Source organism: Paraburkholderia sp. SIMBA_054 (assembly GCF_046534875.1).
GTDB lineage: Bacteria > Pseudomonadota > Gammaproteobacteria > Burkholderiales > Burkholderiaceae > Paraburkholderia > Paraburkholderia hospita.
This window is the reverse complement of record NZ_JAWRXV010000064.1, coordinates 1-22254: the sequence shown is the minus strand read 5'-3', so window position 1 is coordinate 22254 and position 22254 is coordinate 1. Positions and strand designations below refer to the sequence as shown.

The 22254-nt window shown below is 60.0% G+C and carries 16 protein-coding genes and 1 pseudogene; 7 read left to right on the top strand and 10 right to left on the bottom strand.

Going from position 1 to position 22254, the window contains the following annotated elements:
• Positions 1 to 692 precede the first annotated feature (692 nt).
• The 5 genes and pseudogenes from SB822_RS44765 to SB822_RS44745 form a co-directional block, all read left to right on the top strand.
• Positions 693 to 1841, top strand: coding sequence for a tyrosine-type recombinase/integrase (locus tag SB822_RS44765; RefSeq protein WP_410857660.1), 1149 nt, complete (start codon positions 693 to 695; stop codon positions 1839 to 1841).
• The gene (locus SB822_RS44760; RefSeq protein ID WP_107709285.1) at positions 1835 to 3523 is read left to right on the top strand and encodes a hypothetical protein; all 1689 of its coding nucleotides are present in this window, start codon (positions 1835 to 1837) and stop codon (positions 3521 to 3523) included. The genes SB822_RS44765 and SB822_RS44760 overlap by 7 nt, the downstream gene beginning before the upstream one ends.
• Positions 3520 to 5418 carry a hypothetical protein gene (locus tag SB822_RS44755; RefSeq protein WP_410857659.1) on the top strand — a complete coding sequence of 633 codons (1899 nt, stop codon included), beginning with the start codon at positions 3520 to 3522 and terminating at the stop codon, positions 5416 to 5418. The genes SB822_RS44760 and SB822_RS44755 overlap by 4 nt, the downstream gene beginning before the upstream one ends.
• Positions 5419 to 5835, top strand: coding sequence for a TetR family transcriptional regulator (locus tag SB822_RS44750; RefSeq protein WP_107709281.1), 417 nt, complete (start codon positions 5419 to 5421; stop codon positions 5833 to 5835).
• 145 nt (positions 5836 to 5980) lie between these two features.
• Positions 5981 to 7314: pseudogene (locus tag SB822_RS44745) on the top strand (YifB family Mg chelatase-like AAA ATPase); the annotation flags it as partial.
• 333 nt (positions 7315 to 7647) lie between these two features.
• Here SB822_RS44745 and SB822_RS44740 read toward each other — a convergent pair.
• Positions 7648 to 8244 carry a hypothetical protein gene (locus tag SB822_RS44740; RefSeq protein WP_410857658.1) on the bottom strand — a complete coding sequence of 199 codons (597 nt, stop codon included), beginning with the start codon at positions 8242 to 8244 and terminating at the stop codon, positions 7648 to 7650.
• Positions 8245 to 8439: 195 nt separating this feature from the next.
• Between SB822_RS44740 and SB822_RS44735 the strand changes: the two genes are divergently transcribed.
• Entirely contained in the window at positions 8440 to 8964 is a 525-nt protein-coding gene (locus SB822_RS44735) for a TlpA disulfide reductase family protein (protein ID WP_007577724.1), read from the top strand.
• Between the two features lie 84 nt (positions 8965 to 9048).
• Here the strand turns inward: SB822_RS44735 and SB822_RS44730 are convergent, their stop codons facing one another.
• The 8 genes from SB822_RS44730 to ugpQ form a co-directional block, all read right to left on the bottom strand.
• Complete coding sequence (locus SB822_RS44730) at positions 9049 to 10404, bottom strand: sigma-54-dependent transcriptional regulator (RefSeq protein ID WP_410857657.1); 1356 nt, start codon at positions 10402 to 10404, stop codon at positions 9049 to 9051.
• Between the two features lie 31 nt (positions 10405 to 10435).
• On the bottom strand, positions 10436 to 12490 hold the full coding sequence (locus SB822_RS44725) for an ATP-binding protein (protein ID WP_410857656.1): 2055 nt from the start codon (positions 12488 to 12490) through the stop codon (positions 10436 to 10438).
• A 3-nt stretch (positions 12491 to 12493) separates the two neighbouring features.
• Positions 12494 to 13774: a dicarboxylate/amino acid:cation symporter gene (locus tag SB822_RS44720; protein WP_007577727.1), complete on the bottom strand. Its 1281-nt coding sequence runs from the start codon at positions 13772 to 13774 to the stop codon at positions 12494 to 12496.
• A 350-nt stretch (positions 13775 to 14124) separates the two neighbouring features.
• On the bottom strand, positions 14125 to 15198 hold the full coding sequence (locus SB822_RS44715; protein ID WP_007577728.1) for an ABC transporter ATP-binding protein: 1074 nt from the start codon (positions 15196 to 15198) through the stop codon (positions 14125 to 14127).
• Between the two features lie 20 nt (positions 15199 to 15218).
• Entirely contained in the window at positions 15219 to 16010 is a 792-nt protein-coding gene (locus tag SB822_RS44710; protein WP_035986861.1) for an ABC transporter permease, read from the bottom strand.
• Positions 16007 to 16948 carry an ABC transporter permease gene (locus tag SB822_RS44705; protein ID WP_007577730.1) on the bottom strand — a complete coding sequence of 314 codons (942 nt, stop codon included), beginning with the start codon at positions 16946 to 16948 and terminating at the stop codon, positions 16007 to 16009. Before SB822_RS44705 ends, SB822_RS44710 begins: the two co-directional genes overlap by 4 nt.
• 107 nt (positions 16949 to 17055) lie before the next feature.
• Positions 17056 to 18162 carry an ABC transporter substrate-binding protein gene (locus SB822_RS44700; RefSeq protein WP_007746007.1) on the bottom strand — a complete coding sequence of 369 codons (1107 nt, stop codon included), beginning with the start codon at positions 18160 to 18162 and terminating at the stop codon, positions 17056 to 17058.
• An 86-nt stretch (positions 18163 to 18248) separates the two neighbouring features.
• On the bottom strand, positions 18249 to 19013 hold the full coding sequence (ugpQ, locus tag SB822_RS44695; RefSeq protein WP_410857655.1) for a glycerophosphodiester phosphodiesterase: 765 nt from the start codon (positions 19011 to 19013) through the stop codon (positions 18249 to 18251).
• Between the two features lie 436 nt (positions 19014 to 19449).
• Between ugpQ and SB822_RS44690 the strand changes: the two genes are divergently transcribed.
• Complete coding sequence (locus tag SB822_RS44690; protein WP_007577733.1) at positions 19450 to 20223, top strand: DeoR/GlpR family DNA-binding transcription regulator; 774 nt, start codon at positions 19450 to 19452, stop codon at positions 20221 to 20223.
• 18 nt (positions 20224 to 20241) lie between these two features.
• Here the strand turns inward: SB822_RS44690 and SB822_RS44685 are convergent, their stop codons facing one another.
• Positions 20242 to 21924: a Na/Pi cotransporter family protein gene (locus SB822_RS44685; protein ID WP_007577735.1), complete on the bottom strand. Its 1683-nt coding sequence runs from the start codon at positions 21922 to 21924 to the stop codon at positions 20242 to 20244.
• Positions 21925 to 22254 lie beyond the last annotated feature (330 nt).

Genomic DNA, 22254 nt, shown 5'->3' with positions numbered 1-22254 from the left:
TGCTTGACGTGTTTGACTCATTTGACTACTGAGGTATCTCACCAGCATCCCGCAGAACAAGCAGCTCCTCGGCTCAGCTTGCGTAGCACACACACTGCATTCACCTGTTTCAACCCCAGAACCGCGTAAGAAATGTGCGCCGGCTTTCTCAGTGAACAAGTAGAGCCGCTCCGAAGCTTCGCTTTGTCGGACAGCATGCAAGGACATATCGAGGTAACGCAAGGTCGTCTCTACGTTGAGGTGACCAAGCATCGCGGCGAGCGCATGCTGCCGTCTTTCGTGAATTGTTCGCATTGCGGATACCTCTCGAATGTGATGTTGACCGTACTCACGGAAAGCGTGGGGTGCAACGCGCCCGAATGAACTCTCCATACGCTTCCGTAAGTCAAGCCTATACGGTTGGCTAAATAATTTCAAATATGCTGCGTACTCTGCGGGACGCTCGTGAAAGACCTGAGTAGCCAAACACGTCAAACACGTCAAATAGGTCAAACACATCAGACTCGCCATGCAACATGAAACAGGCAGGCTATTACCAATTGCTAACTCTTAATCGCATTTTGAGACAAAGGGGGTGCTGATGTAGCCTGTTTAGATGGCGCACGGAGGTTGTGCTCCGAATGCATAGATATTGGCCGATGGAGTGTGTCGGCAGTGAGAGCTTCGTCACAACATTTAGTCCGGAGGACGAGATGTATCTGGAGACGGCGACCGACGACTACGTCATCGCAGGTGTTTCGAGGTTTGGCTTCCCTATCTTGCTTTGGGAAGACATGAGTAGCTGCGAAGAGGTCAATCTATTCCTGCGTTTCTACCTTCTCCGAGGCGCTATTGGGTCAACCCGCTCATGGACCACCATCGCCCGTGCGCTTTACGACTATTTCGGATTTCTTGAAGCTCACGGGCTTGAGTGGCGCGATGTAGAACGAGGCGAACAAAAGAATCTCGTCGCAGCTTATCGGGACTATTGCTTCACAGTGTGCGGCTTCAAACGCAACACAGTCAGACAGCGTCTTATATATGTATGCGAGTTCTACAAGTACGCGATACACAAGGCTTGGATAGATGCCCTTCCATACACTTATGAGCTTCGCCGCCTCATTCGTAAAGGAGGCTTTCTAGCCCATCTCGACACGTCAGGTGGACAAATCGCTGTCCCATCGGTCATGCCGAAAAAGCACAAAGACCTAGTCAGATTTCTCTCGTTAGAAGAGGCGCAGAGACTTCTGCATGCGGCAGACAATGTGCACCACCACACGGTAATCTCGATGGCGCTTCGAACTGGGCTGCGCCGCGAAGAGCTGGCGACCTTCCCGCTATCCTATGTTTTCGACCCCGATTTATATAGCTCGCGGAATCTAAACACGAAGGTCACACTCGACCCTGAAGATGGTTCCGGCATGCGGACTAAAGGCTCGAAAGCACGCGACGTATGGGTGTCAATCAGACTCATGCGCTTCCTTTATCGATACGCGGTGCACTATCGCGGGGAGCGAGCAAGCCTGACAAACGATTCCCGTCCCGAACTCTTTCTGAACCAGGATGGACTCCCGTACAGCGACTTCGGAAAAGGGATAGCACCAATCGTTACCGCAGCAGGAAACCGAGCGGGCTTGCACGCGTACCCTCACTTGCTACGGCACACCTACGCGACGCATACGTTGGCCCGACTTCAACAATCCAAGAAGCCCAATGGAATCGAGCCGCTTATTTTTTTACAACATCAGCTCGGCCACGATTCCTTGGAAACAACGAAAAAGTACCTACATGTCTCGAACGAGGTAGTCGACAACGCTATCCTTGAATACGACCGTGAACTTGATGCGGATTCCCAATGGTAGCGAAACGAAAGGTCTTCAAGCAGACAGACCTAACCGTACCCGCCGTCGAGTACGAGGTCGTCAATGGTCGAGTAACCATTCCTGAAGAGGTAGTACCGCCAGAAATCGCGTTCGTCAGTTTCCCGAATGGGTCGAAGAAACGTCACTTCTACTTCGATTGCTGGTATGGGGTCGGGATTGACGCTATCGTTTATGCATGTCAAAGGCAAATCGAGCGCTTTTTGGCGAAGCAAGATAGTGATGTTGAAGTGGCCACAGTCATCACGTACTGTGACAGCGGTCTGAATTTTTTCCTTGAATACCTCGCGGTGTACAGTGCTGCGGTAGGGCGGGACCTCACGCTTGGAGACATTAACAGAGATGTCATCGATGGTTACGTCGTATTCCTAACCACTGAAACTGCTTCTCCCACGACACGGAAAAATCGCTACACTTCCACCAAATCGGTCTTGACCGCTATGTGTGACCGCGGCCTCATTGTAAGGGTACGCGGCGGTGACGAAGCAACGTTTCCTCGGAACCCATTCCCGCGTAGTCACTTGGGCGAGAGAGGCGAGAAGCCGTTAGCTTTGAGCGAGCGGAAGGCGTTCGCTACTGCAGTCAAAGCAGCCGTAATGCCGATATTTGACGACCGCGTTGAGCCAACTTCGGAAACGCTCGCATACGCCTATCTAATCATAGCGCTGCATACCGGCGGAAACGTAACACCCCTGTTGGAGATGTCAACCGATTGCTTACGGCCGCACCCGAAAGCCGACACTGCGTTCCTCGTCCTATTTAAGCGACGCGGTCAGTCCACGAAGGGGGTCGTGGTTAACGATGGAGAAGGCGAGCACCGGGTAATTGAGTCACTTCCGACTCTGCGCCCAACAGTTGCGAAGTTGGTCCGCCGAGTCATCGAGTTGTCCTCACGATTGCGAGATGACGCTCCCGACCATTATAGGAGCCGCGTATGGTTGTTCCGCGTTCGGAGAACCACGCAGCATACGCGAGCCGGCGACGTTACAGCGCTTACACCTAGTACCCTCGCGCTTGCAATCAAGACGCTGGTCAACCAATACGGACTTAAAGACGCCGATGGACGACCATTACGGTTAAATGTAAGTCGCCTCCGCAAAACTTTCGTCAATAGAGTATTTGACCTGCTAGGTGGAGATGTGACTGCGACCGCCGCAGCAGCCGGCAACAGCGTTGATGTCACTTCCATCAGCTATCTACGGCCTGGCGAAGATGCAAGAAGCAATTGGCGGTTCCTAGGTATCGCGCTAACCAATGAACTGCTCACCAACACGTTGGGTGCGACTGAGAAGACGCCTGTCGGAAGATGTTCCGACGTTCGACAAGGGCAATTCGCGCCGAAGAAACCGGGGGCCGTTTGCATGAGTTTCTTGAATTGCGTTCGTTGCAAGAACTATGTGGTAACCGGCGAGGACCTCTATCGACTATTTAGCTTCTACTGGCGCGTGTTGGCGGAACGAGCGCACATGAATGCCAGAAGGTGGCGGAAGAGTTTTGCCCACATCGTCAGAGTCATCGACCGAGACATCATTGATGTTGGCCTAGCGAAAGGTATTTTCAAAGCAGTTGATGTCAAACAAGCTCGTGAGCACGCCCGGGTCAATCCGCATCCCTTCTGGCGAACCGAAGACGTTATTTCAACCATCCATGAGATGTCGTCATGAACGCAACTCAAGCTGACCCGAACTTCGCATTGTTTCTTGAGCAACGTAACGATGCGCGCAGCATTGCCGATTCTGAGCGAGATAGGCTCGTAATATCCCTTAAGGAACTCAATGGGAAACTGCGCGTCGTCAGTCGCTATGGTGACAGCGCCTGGTGGATAATGAATCTGACTCGGAACGTCACGAAGTCGAACAAGAAAATTGACTTCGATACCTTGCCAAAGGCTTTTCGTGGACAAGCGAAGGCAATGCTCTATCGATTTATACGACGAGGTGCGCTGGGCTTCGGTCGACCACCAGCGGGCTCGACTACTGTGCAGTTCTTCCGTAACCTTAAACTGTTCTTCGAATATCTAACACGCATTGGTATCCACAGTTGCTCTGACGTGACCCCTGTGGTTTGCTCGAACTACCTCAATGCGATAAGGAAGAAAACCAAGAAATCAGGGGCGGTCGCGTACACAAAACGGACTGTCGAAAAAAAGTCGACTGTAATCGAACAGGTCTACGAACTCTCTCAATACACGGACGTCCCCATTCCGACTTATCCGTTGGCGGACTTCGATTACGGGACGCAAGCCGGTCGACCAGCGAAGGGCAGCAAGAGTGGCAAGAGTGACAAAAATAACGGCTGTAAAACTCCTCTGATTCCGGACGATGTTTTTTCGACGCTTTTCAGTAGAGCATGGGCCATAGTTAGCGACGCGGCCAGACTGTTTCAACTTGAGACTAATCTTCAGGCCGTACGAGCAAAAGGCAAAAAAAAGCCCACCAAAAAGTACATAACAATGCTCAAGACTCCTGCACTCCACGAAGCGGGTTTCGACGGCACATATTTCGATTTTAAAGCGCAGCTGAATAGCGTTCGCATCGCCTGCTACATCGTCATCGCAAGCTTGAGCGGATGTCGAGTACATGAACTTGCGCACATGGAGAAAAATGGATTCTATAGCACAATCGAAGGTGACGACGAGCGGTATTGGTGGCTCCGCTCGGTCTCGAAGAAGACATACGAAGGACCGACCGAATGGATGGTACCCGAAGCCGCGATTACTGCAGTGCGCGTACTTGAACAGTGGGCCGAGCCATACCAAGAAAAAATACGCGAAGAAATCGCAAGTTACCGTGAGCAGGATGTCGATGATATACGCATTGCTGAAGCACAAGAGCACGAGAACTCGTTGCTTCTGGGCGTCGACCTTAGGAATGGTGGACAAGTACGAACACTGGGAACTCAAGCAATTAACAACGGTCTGGAAGCCTTCGCGAAGGCATGCGGCCTGACGTGGATTCCGACAACTCATCAATTTCGACGGAAGTTTGCGAACTATGCTGCGAGGAGCAAGTTCGGTGACTTGAGATATTTGCGCGAGCACTTCAAGCACTGGTCAATCGACATGACGTTGAGCTACGCGCTCAACGAGTCGCAGGAGATAGCACTCTATCTGGAAATTCAAGACGAGCTTGACGACATCAAAGTGGCCGTCGTGGATAGCTGGCTGGACCGTTCGGAACCACTTGCTGGGGGCTATGGTGAAAGCCTCGTCGCGTGGCGAGATTCAAGCGAAAGCGTAATCCTGTTTCACTCACATGCCGACATGGTGCGGTCTATCGCAAATAGCACCCATATCAGAAGCAACGGCCATGCGTGGTGTACTGCGGACGATAGGGCTTGTGTGGGAAACGACTTCGAGAAGACGCGCTGTGGAGCGGGATGTGACCATGCGGTCGTTGGGCGTGCGCACGCAGAAATCTATCATGGCATCTTTGGCCACCTCAAAGAACTCAAGACGGCTAAAGACATCGGACCTGGCGGCCTCGCCAGAGTGCAAAGGGATTTGAAGCGTTGCGCTGATGTGCTGACGAAGCTTGGTTGCGACTTGGAGGAAGCTTAAATGGCTACACGTAAGACCGCCATAGCTCGGAGGAAAGAGTTCGAGCTTGCAATATTGCGCATTGAGCACGGGAGAGCGCGTACGAAGCCGGCAGGGCTGAGCATCCAGGCTGTGGCTGCTGAGGTTGGAGTTACCGCGCCTCTCATTCACAACCACTACCCTGACGTCGCCGAACTTATCAACAGAAAAAGCGCTCGCAAGCCAGCACGGCTCGAGAGAAACGAATCTGCCCTGGAAGCAGAGCGTCGCAAGAATGACGAACTGAAGAGAGAACTGGCTGATTGTCGCGACCGGCTGACTAAGCTCACGACAATCAATGAAGTCTTAATTGCGGAACGCGATGAACTGAAAGCAAAACTTCACAGTAAAAACATAGTCGATATGCCATCAAAGAAGCGTCCGCCTCTGAAAGAATAGGGAGTGGACCGTACCAAGTCCCTATCGGGCGGCACCAGAGCTGTACACACTTGAGCGTCTGACACGCCACTTAGCGGGCTTGCCAAGCGGAGTGGCAAACCTCGTCGTGCTGCCGAACATTCCTAACTGTTAGGAACAAACCTAAAAGCTTGATCTGCCCATCGCGCTCGGCATTCTCGCCGCAAGCGGGCAGGTTCCGGTTGAGTCGCTTGCGCATCGGGAATTTGCGGGAGAGCTCTCGCTGACGGGCGCGCTGCGTCCGATGCGCGGCGCGTTCGCGATGGCGTGCGGCACGGCGCGCGGCCATCAGTCCTATCCTGAAACCTCGTCCGATACGCCGGAAGACGCCGCGTGCAGCCGCACACCGGAACTCTACCTGCCGCTTGCCAGCGCAAAAGAGGCGGCGCTCGTGCCCGGCGTCGCCGTTTATGGCGCGACGGATTTACCGTCGCTGTGCGCGCATCTGGCGGGCGACGCGGACGCGCGGCTTTACCCCGTCGAGGCGGCGACCTTATCGGACGATGCGCGGGTCGCGCCGCCCGATATGGCCGACGTTATCGGCCAGCGCGGTGCCCGGCGCGCGCTCGAAGTGGCGGCGGCGGGCGGTCACCACATGCTGATGATCGGCCCGCCAGGCGCGGGCAAATCGATGCTCGCGGCGCGCCTGCCCGGCGTTTTGCCGTCAATGACCGACGACGAAGCGCTGACATCCGCTGCGCTGCTCTCGGCGAGCGCGATTGGATTCACGCCTGCTCAGTGGCGGCAAAGGCCGTTTCGCGCACCTCACCATTCGTCGAGCGCTGCGGCGCTGGTTGGCGGGCGCAATCCGCCACAGCCGGGCGAGATCACGCTCGCGCATCTCGGCGTGCTGTTTCTCGATGAACTGAATTCGACCGGCACGTACTCGAAAATCTGCGCGAGCCGCTGGAAAACGGCCGCATCACGATCTCACGCGCCGCGCTCCAGGCCGACTTTCCAGCCGCATGCCAGCTGATCGCCGCGATGAACCCATGTCCGTGCGGCTGGCGCGGCGACCCAGGCGGGCGCTGCCGGTGCACGCCGGAAGTGGCCGCGCGCTATATGCGCAAACTGTCGGGGCCGCTGCTGGATCGCATCGATATTCGGATTGAGATTCCCGCGCTGTCGCCGGCGGAACTGTCGGCTCGCTCGACGGCTTCCGGCGAACCAAGCGCGCCGATCGCGCAACGGGTCGAGGCCGCGCGCGAGCGCCAGCTCCAGCGGCAAGGCAAGACGAACCGCGAACTCAGCGGCCGGGAAGTCGACGCCGTCTGCCGGCCCGACGACGATGGAGAACGTCTGCTGCGCGAAGCGGGCGAGCGCTTTGGCTGGTCAGCGCGCGCTTACTACCGCGTCCTGAAAGTGGCGAGAACCATCGCCGATCTGGCCGGCAAGGATGTCCCAAACGCCGCGCAGGTCTCCGAAGCGGTTCAGTATCGGCGGGCGTTCGGTGCTCAGTAAATGCTGCAGATGACAAAAAATGCATGTCAAGACTTGACTTATGCACATTTACGGCCGCGCGACAGATTTTGATACAACTGAAAGCCTGTTGTGAGGCATCTCGCGAATGCCTTTGATTTTATTGGATTTTTCAAAATGCCAAGATTCAGGGCAAACTGGCAACCTGCCCGTCCGATGGGCATTTGCGGCCTACCGCACAGAGTTACTAACAAAGTTATCCACAGATCCTGTGGGTAACAAAAAAAGTCCCGTGTAAACGCGAGATTAGCGAAGATTTTTGCGAAGGAACATTCACTTGGAACGGTGCGCCGCAGCAGACCGTATGACGCCAAATCAGTAAAGTTTGAACGATCCGAAGAATTGCTCAACTTGTTCCGGCGGCGGTTCCTTGCTCGCAATCACGGCCGCCTGATACACATGCCGCCCCTTCGCGACCAGGCGCGCGTGCATGATGCGCGTTTCCTGTTTCGGCCCCGCCTTGCCGCTGAACGTCATTTCCAGACCCTGCACCTGGCCGCCTGCCGCGAGCGGAATCGCCGCCACGTGGGCATCGGGCGCTGAGCCGAGGTTGTGCGCGAGGCCCGAGCGCAGATAGTCAAGCGCAGTGCGCTGCACCTGTGGATCGTCGCTCGGCAGCATTACGGTGCCGACGGCGAATACCGCGTGGTCCGCTTCGGCGATCTGCATCGACATATTCATCGGCGTACCGCCGATGTCTATCTGCCGCTGGTCGGTGGTCGGCTTGGCGGGCAAGTCGACGGTGTAGCCGTTGTCGTTATTCATGATCGTGCGCCAGTCATATGTCGGCGAGCAGGCGGTCATCAGCCAGCCGGCCGACGCTACGACAACGGCCTTTGCTATCAGCGAACGGGAGGGGACGAACAACAAACCACGACGGCGGACGAACGAATGGAGAGCGGAACGGAGCATGACGCGGCGAATGGAATCTACGTGACGGAAAGCATCATTATCGGACGTTATTCGCGGCTTAACCGCGCCGCCAACTGCGTCACAAGATTGCCGGTACAATATGAGACAGTATCCGGGGCGCCCGTTTCCGCTGCTGTTCTCGCAGCCGTAAAGCGCCTCAAGACGTGTGTCCCACGCGTTCCCCGAGGTCTGTTCATGAGCCAAACCAACGTTTCCCGGCGTTCGAGCCCGATCCGCTACATCGCTGCCGCCGTCGTCGCTGGCGCGATCGCTGTTGCGGGCTACTTCGCGTTCGGCAGCCAGCAGCACGTGCCCGACGCGACGTTCACGCTGCTGTCCGGCCAGAAAGTGTCGACGGCCGATCTGAAAGGCAAGGTCTATCTCGTCAACTTCTGGGCGACGAGTTGCGACACCTGCATGAAGGAAATGCCGCAGATGGTCCAGACGTACAACCGCTTCAAGGACAAAGGGCTCGAGTTCGTCGCGGTCGCGATGAGCTACGACGCGCCGATGTACGTGACCAACTACACGGAAACACGCCGTCTGCCGTTCAAGGTCGCGATGGACGACGGAACGGCTGCGAAGCAGTTCGGCAACGTTCAGCTCACGCCGACCACGTTCGTGATCGACCGCAACGGTAAGGTGCTGAAGCGCTATGTCGGCGAACCGCAGTTCGCGGAACTCGATCAGTTGCTGGCAAAGGCGCTCGGCACGTCCTGATCGCCCGGATTTCTCTCTTCTACGGCGGGCGTCGCGCTGAATCCTTCACAGCGCACCCGCCGTCAGCAGCACCTCACTCCAGCTTCACCTCTCACTTTCCCCACGCGCCGCCAGGCCATAACGCTTGATCTTCTCGTAAAGCGTCGCCTTGCCGACCTGCAGCCTGTCCGCCGCTACCGCGACGGCGCCACCCGTCTGCTCCAGCGCTTCGGCGATCACCGCCCGTTCGAACTGCTCGACGCGTTCCTTCAAAGGCTGCGTGATCGACGTCAGCGCATCGTCGGCGGGGGCCGCGACCGTATCGTCGCCGACGCCCAGCACGAAGCGATCCGCCGCGTTGCGCAACTCGCGGACGTTGCCGGGCCATTCGCGCTGCATCAGGTTCGTGCGTTGACGGTCGGTGAGAATCGGCGCGGGACGCTGATAGCGCACGGCCGCGTCCAGAAGGAAATGCTCGAACAGCGGCACGATGTCTTCGCGCCGTTCCGACAGCGGCGGTAGCGCGATTGTCACCACGTTGAGCCGGTACAGCAGATCGCGCCGGAACGTGCCCGACGCGACATGGTCGGTCATGTCGCCCTTCGCTGCCGCGACGATGCGGCAATCGACGCGTATCGGCTGGTTCGACCCGAGCCGCTCCAGCACGCCATCCTGCAACACGCGCAGCAGCTTGACCTGCAACGCGAGCGGCATACTTTCGATTTCATCGAGAAAGAGCGTGCCGCCCGAAGCATGCTCGAGCTTGCCGATGCGCCGCTTCGCCGCGCCCGTAAACGCGCCCGGCTCGTAGCCGAACATCTCCGACTCGAACATCGGCTCCGGCAGCGCGCCGCAGTTCACCGCGAGAAACGGCTTGTCCCGGCGCGGCGACAGTTCGTGCAAGCTGCGTGCGATCAGTTCCTTGCCCGCGCCCGTATCGCCGTTGATCAGCACCGACGCATCCGTCGGCGCGACGTTCGCGATCAGCTTGCGCACCTGCTCGATGGCGAGACTGCGCCCGATGATGCGCGGCGCAAGCGTCCCCTGTTCCGCCAGTTCGCGGCGCAGCGCGAGGTTTTCGAGCACCAGCGTGCGGCGCTCCAGCGCGCGGCGCACGGTTTCGATCAGCCGCTCGGAAGGGAACGGCTTTTCGATGAAGTCGTACGCGCCGTCGCGCATCGCCTGCACTGCCATCGAAATATCGCCGTGACCCGTGACGAGAATGATGGGCACGTCGGGCGCGCGCTCGCGGCATTGCGCGAGCAGATCGAGGCCGCTTGCGCCGGGCAGGCGGATATCGCTGACGATCACGCCGGAAAACTCCGCGTTGATCAGCTTCGCCGCCGATTCCACCGACGCATGCCCGACCACGTCGAACCCTGCGAGTTGCAGGCTTTGCACGCTCGCGCGCCGCACGAGTTCGTCGTCTTCGATATAGAGGACCTGCAAGCCCTTGATCATTGTGTTTCCCACACCTTGAATACGCTTTGAATCACGAGCCCGTCGCGACGGAGCCCGCGATATCGGTTGCCTGCGCCTGCGCGCGGCGCAGTGTCAGCATGAACTCGGCGCCGCCTTGCGCGTTGTTGCGCGCGACGAGCGAGCCGCCGCAATCGCGTGCAATCGACGAACAGATCGCCAGACCCAGCCCCAGCCCCTGGCCCATTTCCTTCGTCGTGAAGAACGGCTCGAAGAGACGCGGCAGCACGTCGTCGGGAATGCCGGGACCATTGTCGCTCACGATGATCGCGAGCGATTCCTGCGACGTCTGCACGTCGATCGCAATGCGCGGCGCAGGCATACCTGCCACCGCATCAAGCGCGTTGCCAAGCAGATTGATCAGCACCTGTTCGAGCCGCAAATCTTCGCAATGCGCGACGAGCTTCGGATCGTCGCTGTCGAGATTGAAACGAACGGGCGCCGCACCCTCGTCGATCAACGATACCTCGACCGTCACGCCCTGCAAGCGTTTCTGCAGCAGCGCCAACACGTTACGCAGCGCGCGCGCCACGCCTGCGCGCGCATTGCGAGGCCGCGCCCGGCCGACGAACAGCTTCAGTTGATTCGTGATCTTGCCCATGCGCTCGGTGAGCGCGGCGATTGCTTCGAGGTTTTCCTTCGCAGATTCATGGTCGCCGCGTTCGAGAAACACACGGGTGTTGTCGGAGAACCCGCGCAATGCGGCAAGCGGCTGGTTCAGCTCATGCGTGATGCCCGCCGCCATCTGTCCGAGCGCGGCGAGCTTGCTCGCCTGAATCAGTTCGTCGTGCGCGGCGCGCAACTCCTGTTCGGCGCGCGTGCGCTCGCTCACTTCCTTCGTCAGTTGCTCGTTCGCCTGCGACAGGTCGGCCGTGCGCTCGGCCACGCGCTGGTTGAGTTCCGCATACGCCTTCTGCAACAGCGCGCGGCTGCGCATCACTTCGCGCACGCGCGCACGGCGCATGCGCCAGTAGAACAGCAGCAGACACAGCGACACGTAGCCGAAGCCCGTCACGATCGTCGCGTAACGCGCGTCGGCGTTGACGGGATCGATGGGCGCCATCGTGATGAGACGCCAGTCCGGCTCGCCGAGCGTGCGCTGCGATGCCAGAAAACGCGGCGCCGCATAGTTTCCGCTACGCCCGCCGCCGATGCGCACGATCTGCGCGCCGCCTTCGAGCGTGCGCACCACCGACATCGGCAGCGGCGCGATCGGCTGGCGCGCGTACTGGCGCGTGTCGAAGATCGACGCGATCACGTCGCTGGTTAGGGGCTTGACCGTGTGGTACTTCCACGCAGGCACCGACGATAGAAAGATCACGCCGTGATCGTCGGTGACAATGAGCGGCTCCGACGCGTCCGCGCCCTGGAACCATTCGAGATTCAGCTTGACCACGGCCACGCCGACGATCTTGCCGTCGCGGCGCACCGGTTGCGAGATGTAGTAGCCCGGATCGAGCGAAGTCGTGCCGATGCCGAAGAAGCGCCCGACCCTGCCCTTCACCGCTTCGACGAAATACGGCCGGAACAGATACTCCTGGCCGATGAAGCTGTCGGGCTGATTCCAGTTGCTCGCCGCCACGCAGCGGCCCGATGTCGTGACGATGTACGCGACATTGGCACGGGCACGGCGATTGAGGTCTTCGAGATACTGATTGGCGCGCGCGACGTTGTCCGCATCCGGCGACGCGAGCGCGTCTTGCACGATGGGATGTTCGCCGAGCAGATAGGGAAGCGACTCGTAGCGTTCGAGCGTGCTCTTGAGGGCGGCTGTGGTGCGGTCGGCGCGCACGGCGGCGTTGCGCCGCAGCGTATCGATGCCGTGCTGCCACGTGATGGTCCACGTGAGTCCGCAGGCCGCCACGAGCCCGGCGACGAGCGCGAACAGGATCAACAGGCGGCGCGTCACGATGGCGGGAGTCGTTCGATGAGGATCGCCTATTGTGGCATATCGCTCCTCATCGCCGAACGCGTCGAGCGCTTCGGCTGCCGCACGCGCTTGCGTCTGCGCGGACGGCGCCTGCGTTGCATGCGGCGCCGCGCCGTGTTGCCGCGGCGCCGCTTTCATGGCTCAGACCTCAGCCGCTTCGCTAACCGACACATCGCGGCGCATCTCGCTACGCAGCTTCGCACGGTCCAGTTCCTTTTCCCAGGCCGACACGACGATCGTCGCCACGCCGTTGCCGACGATGTTCGTCAGCGCGCGGCATTCGCTCATGAAGCGGTCGATACCGAGAATCAGCACCATGCCCGACAGCGGAATGGTCGGCACGACGGCGAGCGTCGCCGCAAGCGTGATGAAGCCTGCGCCCGTCACGCCGCTTGCGCCCTTCGACGTCAGCATCGTCACCGCGAGCAGCGTCAGCTGTTGGCCCCACGTGAGGTCGGTGTTGGTTGCCTGCGCGATGAAGAGCACGGCCATCGTCATGTAGATGTTCGTGCCATCGAGGTTGAACGAGTAGCCCGTCGGCACGACGAGGCCCACCACCGAGCGCGAGCAGCCGAGCTTTTCGAGCTTCAGCATCAGTTGCGGCAATGCAGCTTCCGACGAACTCGTGCCCAGCACGATCAGCATCTCTTCCTTGATGTACGCGACGAAGCGCAGGATGTTGAAGCCGACCATGCGCGCGATGATACCGAGCACCACGACCACGAACACGATCGACGTCAGATAGAACGTGCCGATCAGCTTGAGCATCGGAACCAGCGAGCCGATGCCGTACTTGCCGATCGTGAACGCCATCGCGCCGAACGCGCCGATCGGCGCCAGCTTCGTGATGATCTTCACGATGCCGAACAGGATGTGCGACAGGCTTTCGATGAAGTTCACCACCGGCTTGCCCTTGTCGCCTGCCGTTGCCAGCACCGCGCCGAACAGCAGGGCGATCAGCAGGATCTGCAGGATTTCACCCTGCGCGAACGCCGACGACAGCGTGTCCGGAATGATATGCATGAAGAAATCGACGGTCGTCTGGCCGTGCGCCTTCGCGGCGTACGACGCAACTGCCTTGCCGTCGAGCGTGGCCGGGTCGATGTTGAAGCCGACGCCCGGCTTCAACAGGTGCGTGGCCGCGAGACCGAGCACGAGTGCGAACGTCGACACGATTTCGAAGTACAGCAGCGCCTTGCCGCCGACGCGCCCGACCTTCTTCATGTCTTCCATGCCCGCGATACCCGTCACCACGGTGCAGAAGATGATCGGGCCGATCACCATCTTGATGAGCTTGATGAACCCGTCGCCGAGCGGTTTCATGTCGGTGGCGAGCGCGGGATAGAAGTGTCCCAGGGCAATGCCGATGATGATCGCGACGATCACCTGCACGTAGAGGACTTTATAGAAAGGTTTCTTCACGATGGTGTTCCTGCAATGGAGTAAGGCTTGGGTGGACCGGAGGCTGGCCACGCATCGCATGGACGAACGAATTGACGTGCGTCGTGCGCGCAGACAGAGCCGCGAACAGACGACGAAATCAGAGGGACCGGAACAGGAACTCGAGCATCGTTGTCTCCTTGCTTTGTAGTGGACGGGCCGTTGCGGCCGCGCTTTCTTTTTGCAAGGTCGATGCCAGCGTGCAAAACGCACTTAGTGCGTTGATTTTTAAGATACTTTTTAAACGCTGAGGTGCGTTGACTTCCGGGTTTCCGGAAATCCGGAATCGGGGCGTCCGGAATCCCGAACGCCCTTCTCCATCAAGCTTAGGGCTAACCCTGAGCGCCTTCTTCGAGCACGAGCAGGTTTTCGTGCGAGAAACCGAGCGCCACCGGCTGACCGCGTTCGGGCAACCGGCGGTTCGGATCGTTGAAGACATCGAGCGAAATCACTTCGTCTTTCACGCGTGTCCGGATGCGCACGATCGCGCCGAGAAAGCTCACGTCTTCGACGGTCGCCGTCAGCGTGTTGCGGCCCGCGACGGGCGGTTCCAGCACAATCGCCTCGGGACGCAGCGCGAGCATCCGTTTCTTGCCGGTATCGTCGGCGGGCAGCGCCTGCGTGGTGTGCAATTCCTGGCCGTCGACAGCCATGCGGCCTGTGGACGGATCGACCACATGCCCCGACAGGATGTTCAGCGTGCCGACGAACGACGCAACGAACCGCGTGCGCGGAAAGTTGTAGATTTCGAGCGGCGTGCCGACCTGCTCGACGCGGCCTTCGTTCATCACGACGATGCGGTCGGATATCGACAGCGCTTCTTCCTGATCGTGCGTGACGAAGATCGACGTGATGCCGAGTTCGCGCTGCAGCGCGCGAATGTCCTGGCGCAGTGAAATTCGGATCTTCGCGTCGAGGGCCGACAGCGGCTCGTCGAGCAACAGCACTTGCGGCTTGCCCGCGAGCGCGCGCGCCAGCGCGACGCGCTGCTGCTGGCCGCCCGACAGTTGCCACGGATACCGCTCGCCCAGATGCGGCAGCTTGATCAGTTGCAGCATTTCGTCGACGCGCTTCTTGATCTCGCTTTGCGGACGATGTGCGATCTTCAGTCCAAAGCCGATGTTGTCCGCGACCGTCATGTTCGGAAACAGCGCATACGACTGGAACACCATGCCGACCTTGCGCTGCCGCGTGCGCAGATGCGTGACGTCGCGGCCGTCGAGGCGGATCGTGCCGCGCGTCGGCGATTCGAAGCCGGCGATCATGCGCAGCACCGTCGTCTTGCCGCAACCCGACGGTCCGAGAAACGTGATGAACTCGCCGCGCTCGATCTTCATGTCGAAGTGATGCAGCGCCGTGTTCGCGCCGAACGCCTTGTGCAGATTGTCGATCTCAAGAAATGCCATGACGATGCCTCAATTCAACATCAGGGTTTTTGCGCGGCGAGTGTGCGCGCGGAGCCGAACACCTGTATCAGTCCCATCGACGCCCATGTGACCGCGAACGCGATGATCGCGAGCGCCGACGGTTCGTACGCGCGGTTCGCGCCGATCAGCTGCAGATACGGGCCGAACGCCGGCCGGTCCAGCAGACTCGCTAGCGTGAACTCGCCGATCACGACCGCAAAGGTGAGAAACGCACCCGACAGAATGCCCGAGCGGATATTCGGAAAGATCACCTTGAAGAGAATGGTCGGCCAGTTTGCGCCGAGACATTCGGCCGCTTCCGTCAGCGAGCGGATGTCGACGGCGCGCAGGCCCGCATCGACCGCGCGGTACATGTACGGCAACGACAACGTCACGTAGCCGAACACGAGCAGCAGGTCGGTCGCGCGTTCGTTCGACGTGAGCGGCAGGATCGAACTGCTGTTGTAGATGCGCAGATAGCCGAACACGATCACGATGGCAGGCACGACCAGCGGCAGCAGCGTGATGAACTCGACGATGCCGCGCAGCTTCGGCAGGCGCAGTTGCACCCAGTACGCTGTCGGCACGACGAGCAGCACGCCGACGACGATCGTCAGCAGCGCCATCAGGATCGAGTAACCGAACGACGCTTGAAAATGCGGGTCGCCGAGCACCACCTTGTACGCATCGAAGCTGTATGTGCCGCGCCGCATGCGCAGACTGAATTCGAAGGTCGCGATCAGCGGAATCAGGAAGTACAGGGAACCGACGATCATCGCCGTCCATGCGCCCACGCGCGATTGTTTGTTCATCGACGGCCCCTTTCAACGCGCGAACGCAGCCAGATATAGCCGCCGTTCGACAGCCCCGTCACGAGAATCATGCCGAGCGCGAGCGCATAGCCGAGGTTCTGGTTGTGCAGCACGTCGCCGCGAATCTGCGCATAGAGCAGAATCGTCACGATGTTCAGCGAGCTGCCCGTCAATGCATACGCCGTCGCCACCGCGCCGAACGAGTTCGCGAACAGCAGCAGCGTAGCGCCGAGCACGCTCGGCCACAGCACGGGCAACGCGACATGGCGCCAATACTGGTAAGCCGTGCCGCCGAGACAATCGCACGCCTCGCGCCATTCGCGCTTCAGGCCGTCAAGTGCGGGCGTGATGATCAGCACCATCAACGGAATCTGGAAATACAGGTAGGTGATCGTCAGGCCCCAGAAGCTGAGGATGCTGAAGCCCGTCGAATAGAGATTGACGTCCGCATACTTCTTCAGCAGCACCGTCACGAGACCGACGCGCCCGAGCGTGCAGATGAACGCGAACGCGAGCGGCACGCCCGCGAAATTCGATGCGACGCCGGAGAACGTCATCAGCGTCGGACGAATCCAGCCCGGCAGCTTGCCGTGCACGGCCGCCCACGCGAGCAGCGAGCCAAGCACCGCGCCGCCCGTTGCCGAAGCCGCGCTGACCTTGAAGCTGATCCAGTAGGCGTCCATCACGCCTTCCTGGAACAGCTCGCGCATGTTGGCGAACGTGAAATGGCCTTGCGCGTCCTGGAACGCGCCGACCATCAGGAAGCCCGTCGGCAGAATCAGGAACAGCAGCGCGAAAATGAAGAACGGCAGCACGCCGATCCATGTCCAGACAGGCGACGTCCGGCCCGGGCCATCGACCTTCGGCGCAGGTTGCGGCACGGACGGAACCAGCAGGTCCGCCTGACCGCCCGGCCCGGCTCCCGATGAAGCGCTCATAACTCACCCTCGAACAAACTCAACCGCTTCGTCTCGCCGTTCCATCCGGCGCGCGATGCGGACCGAACACATGGCCCGCATCGCCGGACCGCCGGATCACGCAGCGCTTACTTGACGTTCGCGCCGACCACGGAGTCCCACTGCTTCGTCACGACTTCCTTCGTCGCGTCCTGCTGCTGCAGCGTCGGGAACACCGCGTTCTTGTACGCCGATGCGGGCGGCAGCTTGTCGAGCAGCGCCTGCGGCACCTTCTTCTGCGACACCAGCTCGTTGTAGCGGATCGGGTGGCAATAGCCCGTCAGCCAGCCGATCTGGCCTTCGTCCGAGTACAGGTATTCCAGCCACAGCTTCGCGGCGTTCGGATGCGGCGCGTAGGCGCTGATCGCCTGCACGTAGACGCCAGCAACCACGCCCGTCTTCGGCACGACCACCTGCACCTTCGGGTTGCCCTTCAGCGTGTCGCGATCGGCGAGCGCGTTGTAGTCCCAGCGCACGATGATGGGCGTCGTGCCTTGCGCGAGCGATGCGGCCTTGCCGATCACGGGTACGAAGTTGCCGTTCTTGTTCAGATCGGCGAAGTACTTGAGGCCGGCTTGCGCGGCCTTGCTCGCATCGCCCTTGGCAGCGGAAAGACCGGCGGCGTACACGCCCTGAATTGCCTGATTCGCCGAGCGCGGATCACCCGCGAGCGACACAGCGTTCTTGTAGTCGGACTTTTGCAGATCGGCCCAGTCGGTCGGGACCTTGTCGATCATGTCGGCGTTCACTTCGAACGACAGCACGCCGTAATAGTCGCCTGTCCAGTAGCCTTCGGGGTCCTTGTTCTCGTTCGAAATCGACTTCCACGTCGACACCTTGTAAGGCTGCAGCAGACCTTGCGCCTTCGCCGCCGGACCGAACGACAGACCGACGTCGATCACGTCGGGCGCCTGCGGACCCTTGTTGCCCTTGTTCGCCTTGATCGCTTCCACTTCATCGCCCGAACCTGCGTCCGGGTTCAGCTCGTTGACCTTGATGCCGTATTTCTTGGAGAAGTCCGCGATCATCGGACCATAGCCGCACCAGTCGTGCGGCAGCGCAATCACGGTCAGCTGTCCTTCCTGCTTCGCCGCTGCGACGAGCGCATCGGGCGGCGCCGCAACGGCATTCCCCGCGGTGGCCACGCCGGCCAGCGCCGACGCCGAAATGAAACAACGCAACGTGGTCGGTTTCATAGTTTTCTCATCCTCTGCCGAAAATTGCTACGTTAGGAAAACTGCATGTCGACGTCTTTCGATGTGCGCTTGCGCACGCTTTTTTACTAGTTCACGACGTCCGCGCCGATCATATCGAGGCGATCGGTACAAATCATGTCAACGCCCCACTTCGCCAGTTCACGCGCGCGCGCCGGATCGTTCACCGTGTACGCGAGCACGCGCAGGCCGGCATCGCGGATCGCGCGGATGTTCTGTTGCGTCAGATGCTTGTGGTCGGCATGCAGCGATACGCACCCGAGTTCGCGCACGATGGCGAGCCAGTCGTCGGGCGGCGCCTCGAACAACATGCCGCGCGGCAGCGACGGCGCGGCGTCGCGCGCGGCCTTCAGCGCGTCGAACGAAAACGACGACAGGAGCGGCTTCTGCGCGCGCCACAGGTCTTTGGCCGCGAGCGCGACAAGGCGCCCCGTGATTTCGTCGCGGCCAGGACAAGGCTTGATTTCAATGTTCGCTGCAATCGCTTCAGTCGCGCAGCGCGCCGCTACCTGTGAGAGCGTCGGTAGCCGTTCGTCTGCGAAGCGCGGATCGAACCAGGCGCCTGCATCGAGCGATGCCAGCTGATGCCATGTATGTTGCGCGGCCGGGCCGTGGCCGTTGGTCGTGCGGTCCAGGTCGTCGTCGTGCAGCAGGAAAATCTGGTCGTCGGAAGAGAGCTTCGCGTCGAACTCGATCATCTTGTAGCCGAAGCGCGCGCACATGTCGAAGCCCGCGAGCGTGTTCTCCGGCGCGAGCTTGCCGCCGATGCGATGCGCGACGAGCCGTGGATACGGCCAGTCTGCGATTAATGCCTGATCGATCCCGTTGCCCATCGTGCTTGCCCTCACAAAGATCTGATGGAACTGCGGCCTGCGTGCGCCGATGTATCTTATTCTGAGGATCGCGAATGGATGCTCCTCCATCCGCGAAGCGACGCAAGCTTGTCAATGCACGACATCCCGCTTGCCAGGAACATTGCGCAGCGGATATTTCATTTCGTTTTCGAAAATGCGCTGTTCGCGATGTTTCAAATCGAGCGCGAATGTCTCAAAATGCGAAGGCTAAATACAAATACCCAAAGTTGCAAGCTCCCAAAAAAATACAACCGCAAAGGACACAGGCAACCCGCCTGTCATGCATTTTGACATCGCATCGACATATTCCGTTGGTAGTGGTTTATACGGAAACGCGCGCATAGCAAGCGGTGCAAAGAGCAGAGCGCGAGCAGCACGCAAAACGCCAAATACGACCAGGCGAGGGACGATACGCATGTGGCAGGAAGACCGTCATCAACGAATACGCGCGCTGCTCTCGACACTCAAACGCGTGTCGACGGAGCGCATCATGGCGGACCTGGGCGTATCGCGCGAAACCGTGCGGCGCGATCTGCTCGATCTCGAAGCGCTCGGCGAGTTGCGCCGCGTGCATGGCGGCGCGATCAAGCCCGCCGACGAAGCGCCCATCTCCGAACGCGCGCAGGCGCACGTAAAGTCGAAGAAGGCCATCGCGAAGGCGGCGACGGGTGTGGTCGCGAGCGGGCAAACGCTTTTCATCGATGCCGGCACGACCACGGCGGCGCTCGCCGATGAACTCGCGAAGCTCGCCAATCTGACCATCATCACCAATTCGATCGATGTCGCGATGAAGATGCGCGGCGCGCCGGACAAACGCGAGTCGTCAGCAAACGAAGTCATTCTCTTGGGCGGCTCGATCAGCGACCGTGCGTTGTCCACCACGGGCGAGACGACGATTCTCGATATCCAGCGCTATCGCGCGGATTTCGCGCTGCTGTCGCCTGTTGGCGTCGATCCGAAGCATGGCGCCAGCAACTACGACCGCGCGGAAACAGAAGTCGCGCGCGCGATGGTCGCCAATGCGGATAGCGTCGTGATACTCGCGGACTACAGCAAGATCGGCCAGCGCAGCCGCATCTCGTATTGCCCGCCCGAAAAGATCGATCTGCTGATCACCAACCGCAAGGCGACGGAAGTCGCGGCGTTCGCGCAACTCAAGCGCAAGGTGGGCAAGGTGATACTTGCCTGATGTCGCGTGTGCGGTACGTCACATTTGTTGCGGCGCCGTGACGGCCGGCACCTCTTCATGCATGCGTTTGCGCAAACGCGTATCGTGCAGCGCACCTGCAGCATCAAGCACCGGGTAAGCGGTCGAACAGAACAGCGAGTTGAGCCGCTTCATGTCGCTGATCACGTCGAGATGCAGCGCACTCGTTTCGACGCTACGCAATGTCTGACCCGCGAGCCGATCGAGATGCTTGTACGAATACGCGCGCTCCAGATCGCGGAAACGCTCCTTCTCCGCGAGCAGCAATTCCGCGCAACGCAGGTCGTTGTTCAGGAACACCGACATGCCCAGCTGCAGATTGCCGACCAGCCGCGTGTGCAGATCGTCGAGTTCGCTCAAGCCCTCTTCCGAAAACGCGAGCCGGTGCGCAATCTTCTTCTCTTCGATATCCGTGACGATGCGCTCGATGATGTCGCCCGCATGTTCGAGGTTGATAGTCAGCGCGATGATGTCGGTCCAGCGGCGGCTGTCGGCGTCATCCAGTTGCTCGCGTGAAATTCGGGCGAGATAGGTTTTAACCTCGGCATACAGATGATCGACGTCGTCGTCCATGCGAATCGTGTCACGCGCCTTCACCAGATCGTTGTGATGGATCAGATGCGAGACGTTGTCGAGCATCGCCCGCACGATATCGCCGATGCGCAGCACTTCGCGCGCGGCATTCGAGAGCGCGAGTGCGGGCGTCGCAAGTGATGCGGTGTCGAGATGAATCGGACGAAGCTGGCCGTTCGGGTCCGGCCGCTCGGGCAGCACACGGCAGCACGCACGCGCGACGGCATCGATCAGCGGCATGCACGCGCAGCAGCGCAGCGTGTTGTAGATTACATGGAAGCCGACTACGGATTCGCGCGGATTGTTGATCAGGACAGGCAAGCCACGCGCGAGCAGCGATGTGAACGGCAGGATCAGCAACGCGCCCGCGAGCTTGAACGCGAGGCTGCCGAGCGCAAGCCGGCGCGCCGCCGTGTTCTGAGCGACCGTGCCCGCCAGCGCGAGCAGTCCGCTGCCGAGGTTCGCGCCGATCACGAGACACAGCGCCACCTTCAGCGAGATCACGCCCGACGACGCGAGCGTCGCCGTCAGCAGCACGGCTGCGAGACTCGAATACGAAATGACGGCGAAAGTCGCGCCGACCAGCGCATCGAGCATCATGTCGCCCGTCAATGCGCCGAACATGACACGCACGCCAGCGCCATGCATCATCGGCTGCGCGGTTTCGACGATCAGATGCAGCGCCAGCAGAATCAGCCCCAGCCCGATTGCCGTGCGGCCGACCTGACCCAGGCGGTTCTGCTTGCGAGAGAGAAAGAGCGGCACGCCGAAGACGATCAGAAATGGCGACAGCCACGACAGATCGAGTGTGAGAATGCGCGCCATCAGCGCCGTGCCGACATCCGCGCCGAGCATGATGGCGAGGCCGCTTGTGAGCGGCAGCATGCCTTGAGCCGCGAACGACGTGACGATCATCGCCGTTGCATTGCTGCTCTGCACGAGACTCGTGACGCCGACACCTGCGGCGAATGCCTTTACACGGCTATTCGTGCTGCGCGCCAACACGCGGCGCAGATCGGCGCCCCACACGCGCAGAATACCGGTGCGCACGATATGCGTGCCCCACACCAGCAACGCGACACCCGACAGCAAGTTCAACAGGATCAACATAGGCACGACGCTTCTGGACTTCCGCGATCGCCCGGAAAGCCTGCGCCGTTGCCACGGGACGCATGCGTCCGGATCTCATGCTGCCTAGTGTTGCATAGATTTGCGTTGTTGTAGTTTTGTGCGTTTTGTTTTTTGTGGCCTTTGCAACAGAAAGGGGGCTGCGCGTGCTTGTGTCGTTTGTTGTTGCGTGCGCACTTTTGGTGGTTTTGGTCTTGCTTTGGCGCTGGCATCCGCGATTTGCTTCTGGTTTGCTAGCGTTGCCCCTGTGCGGGGCGGCACCTACTTTTCTTTGCCGCCGCAAAGAAAAGTAGGCAAAAGAAAGCGGCTAAC

Bases quoted from the DNA above. Each gene is read 5' to 3' on its own strand.
- SB822_RS44765 (WP_410857660.1), top strand. From the start codon at position 693: ATGTATCTGGAGACGGCGACCGACGACTACGTCATCGCAGGTGTTTCG.
- SB822_RS44760 (WP_107709285.1), top strand. From the start codon at position 1,835: ATGGTAGCGAAACGAAAGGTCTTCAAGCAGACAGACCTAACCGTACCC.
- SB822_RS44755 (WP_410857659.1), top strand. From the start codon at position 3,520: ATGAACGCAACTCAAGCTGACCCGAACTTCGCATTGTTTCTTGAGCAA.
- SB822_RS44750 (WP_107709281.1), top strand. From the start codon at position 5,419: ATGGCTACACGTAAGACCGCCATAGCTCGGAGGAAAGAGTTCGAGCTT.
- SB822_RS44740 (WP_410857658.1), bottom strand. From the start codon at position 8,244: ATGCTCCGTTCCGCTCTCCATTCGTTCGTCCGCCGTCGTGGTTTGTTG.
- SB822_RS44735 (WP_007577724.1), top strand. From the start codon at position 8,440: ATGAGCCAAACCAACGTTTCCCGGCGTTCGAGCCCGATCCGCTACATC.
- SB822_RS44730 (WP_410857657.1), bottom strand. From the start codon at position 10,404: ATGATCAAGGGCTTGCAGGTCCTCTATATCGAAGACGACGAACTCGTG.
- SB822_RS44725 (WP_410857656.1), bottom strand. From the start codon at position 12,490: ATGAAAGCGGCGCCGCGGCAACACGGCGCGGCGCCGCATGCAACGCAG.
- SB822_RS44715 (WP_007577728.1), bottom strand. From the start codon at position 15,198: ATGGCATTTCTTGAGATCGACAATCTGCACAAGGCGTTCGGCGCGAAC.
- SB822_RS44710 (WP_035986861.1), bottom strand. From the start codon at position 16,010: ATGAACAAACAATCGCGCGTGGGCGCATGGACGGCGATGATCGTCGGT.
- SB822_RS44705 (WP_007577730.1), bottom strand. From the start codon at position 16,948: ATGAGCGCTTCATCGGGAGCCGGGCCGGGCGGTCAGGCGGACCTGCTG.
- SB822_RS44700 (WP_007746007.1), bottom strand. From the start codon at position 18,162: ATGAAACCGACCACGTTGCGTTGTTTCATTTCGGCGTCGGCGCTGGCC.
- ugpQ (WP_410857655.1), bottom strand. From the start codon at position 19,013: ATGGGCAACGGGATCGATCAGGCATTAATCGCAGACTGGCCGTATCCA.
- SB822_RS44690 (WP_007577733.1), top strand. From the start codon at position 19,450: ATGTGGCAGGAAGACCGTCATCAACGAATACGCGCGCTGCTCTCGACA.
- SB822_RS44685 (WP_007577735.1), bottom strand. From the start codon at position 21,924: ATGTTGATCCTGTTGAACTTGCTGTCGGGTGTCGCGTTGCTGGTGTGG.